Origin of the sequence: Pedobacter sp. SAFR-022 (assembly GCF_051965375.1) — a bacterium.
GTDB lineage: Bacteria > Bacteroidota > Bacteroidia > Sphingobacteriales > Sphingobacteriaceae > Pedobacter.
Window position 1 is genome coordinate 20,061 of record NZ_JBQCME010000013.1, and the last position, 8,807, is coordinate 28,867.

General features: G+C 44.0%; 10 protein-coding genes. 7 read left to right on the plus strand and 3 right to left on the minus strand.

Going from position 1 to position 8,807, the window contains the following annotated elements; all coding sequences use genetic code 11:
* Positions 1-24: 24 nt before the first annotated feature.
* The 3 genes from ACTHQF_RS17495 (at position 25) to ACTHQF_RS17505 (ending at position 3,316) form a co-directional block, all read left to right on the plus strand.
* Positions 25-624, plus strand: coding sequence for a histidine phosphatase family protein (locus tag ACTHQF_RS17495; protein ID WP_440432227.1), 600 nt, complete (start codon positions 25-27; stop codon positions 622-624).
* A 328-nt stretch (positions 625-952) separates the two neighbouring features.
* Complete coding sequence (locus tag ACTHQF_RS17500) at positions 953-1,171, plus strand: hypothetical protein (protein ID WP_440432229.1); 219 nt, start codon at positions 953-955, stop codon at positions 1,169-1,171.
* 102 nt (positions 1,172-1,273) lie between these two features.
* On the plus strand, positions 1,274-3,316 hold the full coding sequence (locus ACTHQF_RS17505) for a M61 family metallopeptidase (protein ID WP_440432231.1): 2,043 nt from the start codon (positions 1,274-1,276) through the stop codon (positions 3,314-3,316).
* On the opposite strand, the gene ACTHQF_RS17510 is transcribed toward ACTHQF_RS17505, so the two are convergent.
* Positions 3,317-3,544 carry a hypothetical protein gene (locus tag ACTHQF_RS17510; protein WP_440432233.1) on the minus strand — a complete coding sequence of 76 codons (228 nt, stop codon included), beginning with the start codon at positions 3,542-3,544 and terminating at the stop codon, positions 3,317-3,319.
* 51 nt (positions 3,545-3,595) lie between these two features.
* On the minus strand, positions 3,596-4,732 hold the full coding sequence (locus ACTHQF_RS17515) for a metallophosphoesterase family protein (RefSeq protein ID WP_440432235.1): 1,137 nt from the start codon (positions 4,730-4,732) through the stop codon (positions 3,596-3,598).
* Positions 4,733-4,890: 158 nt separating this feature from the next.
* Between ACTHQF_RS17515 and ACTHQF_RS17520 the strand changes: the two genes are divergently transcribed.
* Genes ACTHQF_RS17520 through ACTHQF_RS17530 form a run of 3 tightly spaced genes read left to right on the plus strand, consistent with a single transcriptional unit; the run spans position 4,891 to position 7,548 of the window.
* Positions 4,891-5,328: a MarR family winged helix-turn-helix transcriptional regulator gene (locus tag ACTHQF_RS17520; RefSeq protein WP_440432237.1), complete on the plus strand. Its 438-nt coding sequence runs from the start codon at positions 4,891-4,893 to the stop codon at positions 5,326-5,328.
* 56 nt (positions 5,329-5,384) lie between these two features.
* Entirely contained in the window at positions 5,385-6,377 is a 993-nt protein-coding gene (locus ACTHQF_RS17525) for an NADP-dependent oxidoreductase (protein ID WP_440432239.1), read from the plus strand.
* Positions 6,378-6,387: 10 nt separating this feature from the next.
* Positions 6,388-7,548 (plus strand): iron-containing alcohol dehydrogenase, encoded by a 1,161-nt coding sequence (locus ACTHQF_RS17530; RefSeq protein WP_440432241.1) that lies wholly within the window; start codon positions 6,388-6,390, stop codon positions 7,546-7,548.
* Between the two features lie 61 nt (positions 7,549-7,609).
* Here the strand turns inward: ACTHQF_RS17530 and ACTHQF_RS17535 are convergent, their stop codons facing one another.
* A complete protein-coding gene (locus ACTHQF_RS17535) occupies positions 7,610-8,404 on the minus strand; it encodes an NIPSNAP family protein (protein WP_440432243.1) in 795 nt (264 codons plus the stop codon).
* A gap of 74 nt (positions 8,405-8,478) precedes the next feature.
* Here ACTHQF_RS17535 and ACTHQF_RS17540 point away from each other — a divergent pair, with 74 nt between their 5' ends.
* A complete protein-coding gene (locus ACTHQF_RS17540) occupies positions 8,479-8,667 on the plus strand; it encodes a hypothetical protein (RefSeq protein ID WP_440432245.1) in 189 nt (62 codons plus the stop codon).
* The last annotated feature ends 140 nt before the right edge of the window (positions 8,668-8,807 follow it).

Sequence of the window (8,807 nt, forward strand, 5' to 3'; positions counted from 1 at the left end):
ACCTAACATTAAGTTTAACAAAGCATGACTAAATTTCTACTCATCAGGCATGCTACGACGGATGCTGTCGGTAAATACCTGTCTGGCAGGCATTCGGGAGTTCATCTAAATACGGAAGGTAAAACACAGGCTCAGGCACTTGCAAACCGCTTAACTAACCTAAAGATAGCCGCTATTTATAGTAGCCCATTGGAACGGGCGGTTCAAACTGCCGCCCCTATCGCGGCGCTGCAGCACCTGAATTGCCAGGTCAACGAACATTTCCAGGAGCTTGATTTCGGACAGTGGACCAACAAAGCATTCTCCGAATTAGAGGGCGACGAGAATTTTAAACGCTTCAATACCTTTCGGAGCGGAACAAGGATTCCGGGTGGTGAGATGATGCAGGAAGCGCAATCTAGAATTGTCCGGGGTCTCCAACAGCTTGCTGTAGATCACCCGGTTGCAACTGTCGCAGTAGTGAGTCACTCGGACATGATCAAGGCTGCCATTGCTTTCTATACCGGAGTGCCCATAGATCTGATGCAACGTCTCGAAATTAGCCCCGCTTCTATCAGCATCTTAGATGTATATACCGATTTTGCTAGTCTGCAGTTGCTGAACCATACGGGCAACTTACCATAAACCTGAATAAAAACACGCTTGAGGCAGCTTTCAAGCGACCAGTGATTTAAAACATAACTTACATGTAACAAGCACTTTACAAGACACGTCTAACTTAGCAGTGATGAAAATGACTTCATTCTTAAAGAAACTGCTATGGACACCTATAACCTGTTGATCTTTCTGATATTGCTTTGCGTTGTGGCATTGCTGGTTGATGCGAAAGAGATCGATTATGAAGATTAGCAAAAGCTAATTTCACAATTCTTCAAAAATTATACAGCCGTTTGTAAAGTATTCTGTGACCTGATTTCAGAAACATATTCGGGATTTCAGATATTTTTACAATATGTGTATAGGAATTATTTACGACGACCATGCCAATGATATTTGGCACAAGATTGCTGCTGATTTACAAAGCGTTAAAGCAGCTTTGAAAACGATTAAATTACCACTCCCAATTGCATGTATCTACGATACGAAAAAAGGTGATTTCATCGAGTTTAATGAGCGATACCTAGCCTTCAGGAATATACTACTTGAATACGCTAAGAGTATCCAACACTAGCCATTTTCTTTTATTTTAATACCTTAAGCGCCTCCAAACCGGAGGCGTTTTATCTTTAAACGCTATAGCGATTTGCTACCTTAGTTGAAATTTTCTAAGAACATGAATCTGCAGAACAAATGCTTCAAAGCACTTTCGGTATTACTCTTTGCCGGAATTACCATGGTTCAGGCCCAGACCAGTTATCAATACCGCCTAAACCTGAACGATGTCAAAGACGACAAGCTAAGTGTCACGCTGATCACGCCAGAGGTTAGCGAATCTGAAATTACCTTTTATATGCCCAAGATCGTCCCTGGCACCTATCGCAACAGCGATTTCGGGAAGTTCGTAAGCAACCTTCAAGCCTACAATGCGAAGGGTCAGCCGCTGGCGGTAAAACAAACCTCCGAAAACAGCTGGCAAATAAAAAAAGCAAATACCCTGAGCAAGATTGTCTACGATGTGGAGGACACCTGGGATTCGAAGATCAAACATGAAGTATATTCCATGGCAGGCACCAATTTCGAAGCAAACAAGAACTTCGTGCTCAATACTTGCGGTATCTTTGGCTACCTCGAAAACAAAAAGGACATCCCTTTTATGCTGAACATTACCAAGCCAGCAGGTTTTTACGGTAGTACAGGACTAGTACCAACCAAAACCAGCAGTACGGAGGATGTTTATGAAACGAAAAATGCCGATCATCTCTATGACTCACCAATCATGTTCTGCATTCCAGATACCACCACCATCAAAGTTGGTAATGCTTCCGTGTTGATCTCCGTTTATTCACCTAATAAACTTGCAACATCCGCGGTGATTGCGAAGAACCTGGAAACACTGCTACAAGCAACCAACAAACACCTGGGTGGTAAGCTTCCGGTAGACAAATATGCGTTCATCTACTACTTCAATGGAGAACAAGCCCCATTTGCCACCGCAGGCGCATGGGAACACTCCTACTCATCGTTCTACAGCCTGAAAGAAGAACCACAAGAGACAGCGATCGGCAACTGGGTAGACATCTCCTCACATGAATTTTTCCATATTGTCACACCGTTAACCATCAGTTCCAAGGAAGTCAAACAGTTCGACTTCAACAACCCAGTGATGTCACGCCACCTATGGCTGTATGAAGGCTCTACGGAATACGATTCCCATCTGGTGCAAGTAAGAGCAGGCATTAACACGCCTAATGAATTTCTACAGAAACTTGCACAGCAGTTAAGCTACTCTAAAAACTACTTCAAAGACAACCTCAGATTTACGGAATTAAGTCAGGAAAGTGCCGGTAAATGGCAGGATCAATACGGCAACGTTTACCTGAAAGGCTCCCTGATCTCAGCCGCGCTCGACCTTTACCTGCTGAAACTTTCAGGCGGTAATTACAGCTTGAAGAACCTTAAACATGATCTGGGCATCAAGTATGGTAAAGATAAATACTTCAATGATGATGAACTTTTCGATGTAATCACTTCACTGACATTCCCTGAAGTACGACAGTTCTTCGCCGACTACGTAGAAGGGGAAAAGTCCATTCCCTATGAAACCTTCTTGAGTTATGCAGGCGTTAAAATTGTCCCGCCAGCCGCAGACGATAAAAGCAAATCTTCAAAATTGATGCTTGACCCAAATGCCACTGCAGAACAGATCGTCCTTCGCAATGCCTGGCTGAATACCAGCTTTGCTATACCAGCAATCAATACAGCAGCTGCGTCAGATGTCAGCAGTATCGATCAGCTCGTAAAATCGCTCTATGATGTGATCTCCGGCCCTGCTGGTGAAAGGGACTGGAAACGCTTCGAAAGCTTGTTCTATCCCGGTGCGTATATGGGCGCCATTCGCCAAACTGCCCAGGGCGCTGCGTTCAACAAGATCAGCCCGTCAGATTATGTTAAATCTAACGGGGAAGCGTTCAAGAAGTATGCCTTTACAGAAAAGGAATTGGGTAGAACTGTCAATGAGTTCGGAAACCTTGCACAGGTATTCAGTAGCTATCAGTACCAACTTTCTACTGAAAAGCCGACTTCCAGACGAGGTATGAACAATATCCAACTGATTAAACAAGATAACCGCTGGTGGATCATGAGTTTGCTTTGGAATGAGGAAAGCGAAAATCTTCCAATTCCGGCGAAATACATTACTCAGAAAACAAAGAAATAGTTAATGCCGTAGATCAGGGCGGTCCACATAACCGAATTCCTCATCTTCTTTCAACTCGGGATACTCAAAAGAGCGATCGCGCAATACCAGGATCACACCGCCGATCAAAACTATTGGGCTGATCATGATCAGCACGTTTTTCCAGAAGTCGGAAATTCCGGTTGCCATCATGATAAAAAACGCTACCAGGAATAGCGTTAAAAGTATAACGGTCACTTTAGCATTCATAACAGGCAGGTTTATAGTTGCATAACAACTTAAACCTGCCTGTGTTTTTTTTTAATTCTCCAAGCTTATACAGAAACTATCCGCAAGCACAGCAGGATCGTCACTGTCGATTTCCTCTTCATGAGGAATGCTGTAATACTCACCGCAAATTTTCAAACCAGCTCCTGTACGTTCTAGTTCAACCTTCAAGAACCCGTGTTTATCATCACAGAAGTTCAATAGCTGCACATCTTTAAACAGAGAATTGTCGTTGGTAAACCGATCGTCATCCTCAGACGCAACTGCATGTAGCTCATCGTAACCACCGCCACCTGCAACAATAAACAGCACCTTGTCGCCATCGGGATACTCTTTTTCCATGCGTTGATAGTTGTGTACATGACCACTAAAAACCACATCAGGTTTTACGCCGGTTTCGGCAAATGCACCTTCCAGGAATTCGATCATTGGTATGCTGGAGCCATGGTTGATATCTGCGGAATATGGTGAATGATGGATACAAACGATCACTGCCTTCTCCGGCCGCAGTTTGTCCGCAGCAAGCAATTCTCTTCTAAACCATTCACGCTGTTCCTCGGTCACAATGCCAAATTTGGGGGTGTTGCTATGTAAGCCAATAAAGGTTGCCAAAGGTGTCTCCAGGGTCCAGTAGACATTAGGCTGGTTCATGCTCTTACGGCTTGCGCCAGCACTAAAGGGAATGGTCCTTTTCTCGGTGTCGCAAAAAACAGCGGTAAAAGCATCCAGGCTCTTATATGGTTTACTGTCCGGGTTTACTTCACTATCGTGATTTCCAGCGATAGCCACAATTGGAGCGGGGTAACGCTCATAAGGCGTAAAGAACTGCTTCTGGTATTCACTCGCTTCCCCAAAGTTGTACACCACATCTCCCAGATGATAGAGAAATTGCGGGTCATCTGCCTCGGAACCATTTTCTTTGAAGTGTCGGAGCATCTGCGCAACAACAAGCTTCTGAAAGGATGGATTGCGAACACTTCCCGTATCCCCAACCATGTGGAACACCATCTTATCCTGCGGAGGATCAGTAATGACCTCCTCTAATCCCATATGGTACGGATACCGCCCCGATGGTTTAGGTAAGGGTTGATACTTGTAGCTGTCGTCAGGCTGATTCTTCTTGAATACTGGTGTTTTATATTTTGTCTCGGAAATTGATAGTTTATACATAGTGTCGCACAAAGATAAAGTATGCTTGTAAACTCCACATTAATATCATGCCATCTTCCTTTTAAGTCGCACTGAACTTTAAGTTTAATGACTTGCAAACAACAATTACATTACATCCAGATTAAACAATTAATATCCATGGATGTTAGTTTTGGAGCATGAAGATCGAACAGGAAATCAAACACGAATTCTTAAGCGCCCAACAGCGGGCACTGACCAACCTGATTTTCACTTCTAATTGGGCCTTAAACCGGATTGCTACAGCTTTGAAGCCCACCAGCCTTTCGCTGCAACAGTTCAATGCCTTGAGCATTCTGTACGGGCAACCGCAACGAACGGCTACGGTAAACCTGATCAAAGAAAGGCTGATTGATCGTATGCCCAATACCTCCCGCCTGCTCAACAAGCTTTTGGAAAAGGGTCTTGTTCAAAAAGAACGCAACCTTAACGATCAGCGGGTTGTTTATGTTAAGTTGACTGCTGAAGGCGCTAGATTAAAGGAACAAGCCAGGCGAATTATAGATGATCTTGAGATAAACCTTGAAAAAGATCAGGCAGATCTATTGAATGACTTGCTTGAACAGATCAGGAAATAAAAATTTAAACAAATAACATCCATGGATGCTATCATAAACCCATAAAAACAAATCCTATGAACAAAGTGATTCTACTTGCGAACAGACCAGTTGGAAAACCGTCTGCAAGCGACTTCAAATTCGAAGAAATTGAAATGCCAAGCCCGAAAGAAGGTGAAGTACTTTTAAAAACGACTTATGTTTCTGTAGACCCCTACTTACGAGGCCGCATGAGCGATGCGAAATCCTATGTTGCTCCTTTTGAATTGAACAAGCCAATGAGTTCGGCAATTATCGCGGAGGTAACTGCATCTAAGAACCCGGACTTCAAGGTTGGTGATTATATTACAGCGGGTCTGGACTGGAAACTGTTTCAGACTTCCAATGGTAAAGGCATCACGAAAGTAGATCCTTCCGTAAGTTTAAGTGCTTACCTGGGTGCGCTGGGCATGACCGGACTAACTGCACTTATGGGTCTTCAGGAAATTGGCAAGCCTAAGTCGGGTGAGACTTTAGTCGTATCTGGTGCAGCAGGTGCTGTGGGCAGCATCGTTGGTCAGATCGGAAAGATCATGGGTTGCAGGGTTATCGGGATTGCTGGTTCCGATGAGAAAACCGAGGCACTGAAATCTAAGTTTGGATTTGATGAAGCAATCAACTATAAAACGACGGAGAACATGCAGGAAGCAATCGCTACTGCTGCACCTGATGGCGTAGACATCTACTTCGATAATGTTGGCGGCGACATTTCCGACGCAGTGATCTTTAATATGAATAAATATGGCCGCATTGCAATCTGTGGCACCATTTCTTCCTACAACGATACCGAGGCGTCTACTGGACCGAGGCTGCAACCTTACGTCCTTAAAAACAGCATGCTCATGCAGGGTTTCATTGTCAGCAATTATGCTGAGAAGTTCCCGGAAGGCGTAAAACAACTTTCAGAATGGCTGAAAGCTGGTAAACTACAATATTCAGAAACCATCGTCAACGGCTTTGACCAAATCCCTCAAGCCTTTATGGACCTGTTCGAGGGCAAAAACGAAGGCAAAATGGTTGTTAAAATCTAATAGAAAACTAATGTTAAATTTCGAGTTTCAAAATCCAACAAAGATCATTTTCGGTCGTGACCAGATCAGCAAGTTAGCGACGCAGATCCCTCAAGGTGCGAAAGTGATGATGCTTTATGGTGGTGGCAGTATCAAAACGAACGGCATCTATGAACAGGTTACTAAAGCCCTGGCTGGCTTTGATGTCATTGAATTTGGAGGCATTCCCGCCAATCCAGAATATGAGATCCTGCTTCAGGCCTTAAAAGTCATTAAAACCGAGCGGGTAGATTTCATGCTAGCTGTGGGTGGAGGTTCCGTAATTGATGGAGTGAAGTTCCTGTCTGCAGCGGCATTGTACGATGGAGAGACACCTTGGGACATCCTAAAAAACAGTATCAGAACCTTTAAAGGTCTTCCATTCGGCAGTGTGCTGACCATACCTGCAACGGGTTCAGAAATGAATTCAGGAGCAGTGATCACCCGCAAGGAAACCCTGGAAAAATTATCCATGGGCGGCCCTGGATTATTCCCTGTATTTTCCATTCTGGACCCCCAGGTAATTGCTTCTATTCCAAGACGCCAGTTGGCAAACGGCATAACCGATGCTTTCACTCATGTACTTGAACAGTATATGACCTACCCGATCGAAGCATCTCTCCAGGATCGCTTTGCGGAAAGCATCATGCAAACGCTCATTGAGATCGCGCCCAGGGTAATGGAAAATCCAGCTGACTACGAAGCTGCGGCCAACTTCATGTGGTCATGTACCATGGCACTTAATGGTTTAATACAAAAAGGTGTCCCAACGGATTGGGCGGTTCACGCCATCGGTCATGAGCTTACGGCATTATTCGGAATAGATCATGCCAGAACATTAGCAGTAATTGCACCAAGCCACTATCGTTTTAACTTCGAAAGTAAAAAAGAGAAGCTTGCTCAATATGGCCGCAGGGTCTGGGGCATCACAGCAGGTAATACCGATGCACAGGCAAACGCTGCCATCGAGAAGACCGAAGCTTTCTTTCATTCACTTGAAATCGACACCAAGCTTTCTGAGTACACTGGACAATATGAAGGCACAGCCGAAAAGATTGAACAACGTTTCAATGAAAGAGGCTGGCTGGGATTAGGAGAGCATAAAAAGCTTGCACCTGCAGATGTCGCTCAAATCGTTACCATGAGCTACTAACAAATTTTAAACAACATAAAAAGCCACCCAAAGCAGGTGGCTTTTTATCTAATTATACATCTTATATCTGTGAGTAAGCAGCAGGCTGCAAAAAGGTAGCAGTGATTTTAGACACCAGCTTAGCATCGGCATATTCTGGAATCGCGCTGATCTTTTTCCATTCCGGATCCCCTCCAAAAGATTTCCAATGCTGGTCATGGGCCGCCATGTCATCAAAAGTCACCATATAGATCAGATTCGGACGGTATTGACCGATCACGGTTTCTCCAAAAAACACAGGCTTAAACCCTAAACGTTTGAAGATATCAATCTCTCCGGCATCGTTGAACATCTCGCGCTTCTTGGTACCAGCAGCTTCACTTGCGTGTTCATATCTGCGGAGCTCAAAGATGCGCTTGCCTTTTTGTGGAAGCTCCAGCCCAGGCATATGCGTAAAGGCTTTCAATAGCGAGCTTTCTATGCGCTCATAAGCTGGTGCCGTTGCTGGCGCATTCAAATAAGCTGAAGCGGCTGCAAGGTAGCCCTTATCCTGTTCAAGCTTGGCATGCACACTTTCAAACTCGTTTAGCGATTGAAATGGAATTAGTGCAATCAAGGTAGATTGTCCGCTGGGCTTTAACTCCGTAAATACACCAACATTTTTAATCCCTAGCCTGTTCAGCGCTGGAATTGCGGCTTTTTCGAAGTAGTTTTCCACCAGGCTTTGCTGGGTCGCATCCTTTAAGGTATAAGTTCTTAATTCATAGTACATGCGGTTCTCGGTTTTAGAGGTTGATTTTCCAAAGCTCAGTTGCGGTAGTATTGTCGCCGCAGCAGTGCCCAGGACCGTTGTTTTCACGAAAGATCGTCTTTTCATTGTCGATGGTTAGTTTAACTAAGGTAAAGTTCCATAAGGAAAACCATAGCATTTATTTGCGATATTTGACAGCTATGTCGAAAGGTAGAAACAAAAAGCAAGCAGAAAAAGTTCAGCCATCATCACAAAAATACATGAAACGTAAGATCATCATGATTGCAATCATTGTGATCCTGGCTATGATCCTCTATATTGATTCCAGAACGCATTTTATCGAACGCATGGTTGGCGATAAAACCATTGAAATACGTATTAAAAAATAACCAACCAGCTTTCCCACTACACTACCCTCAAAATACGCTTGCACATTAAGGACTACCATCGCGGTGTAGATTCCTGAATTTAGTTTACATGGAGAGTTTTTCAAAAACAGAAATGATATGAAAAACGAAAAGCCCAACAA

Bases quoted from the DNA above. Each gene is read 5' to 3' on its own strand.
- ACTHQF_RS17530 (WP_440432241.1), top strand. From the start codon at position 6,388: ATGTTAAATTTCGAGTTTCAAAATCCAACAAAGATCATTTTCGGTCGT.
- ACTHQF_RS17495 (WP_440432227.1), top strand. From the start codon at position 25: ATGACTAAATTTCTACTCATCAGGCATGCTACGACGGATGCTGTCGGT.
- ACTHQF_RS17520 (WP_440432237.1), top strand. From the start codon at position 4,891: ATGAAGATCGAACAGGAAATCAAACACGAATTCTTAAGCGCCCAACAG.
- ACTHQF_RS17525 (WP_440432239.1), top strand. From the start codon at position 5,385: ATGAACAAAGTGATTCTACTTGCGAACAGACCAGTTGGAAAACCGTCT.
- ACTHQF_RS17540 (WP_440432245.1), top strand. From the start codon at position 8,479: ATGTCGAAAGGTAGAAACAAAAAGCAAGCAGAAAAAGTTCAGCCATCA.
- ACTHQF_RS17510 (WP_440432233.1), bottom strand. From the start codon at position 3,544: ATGAATGCTAAAGTGACCGTTATACTTTTAACGCTATTCCTGGTAGCG.
- ACTHQF_RS17535 (WP_440432243.1), bottom strand. From the start codon at position 8,404: ATGAAAAGACGATCTTTCGTGAAAACAACGGTCCTGGGCACTGCTGCG.
- ACTHQF_RS17515 (WP_440432235.1), bottom strand. From the start codon at position 4,732: ATGTATAAACTATCAATTTCCGAGACAAAATATAAAACACCAGTATTC.
- ACTHQF_RS17500 (WP_440432229.1), top strand. From the start codon at position 953: ATGTGTATAGGAATTATTTACGACGACCATGCCAATGATATTTGGCAC.
- ACTHQF_RS17505 (WP_440432231.1), top strand. From the start codon at position 1,274: ATGAATCTGCAGAACAAATGCTTCAAAGCACTTTCGGTATTACTCTTT.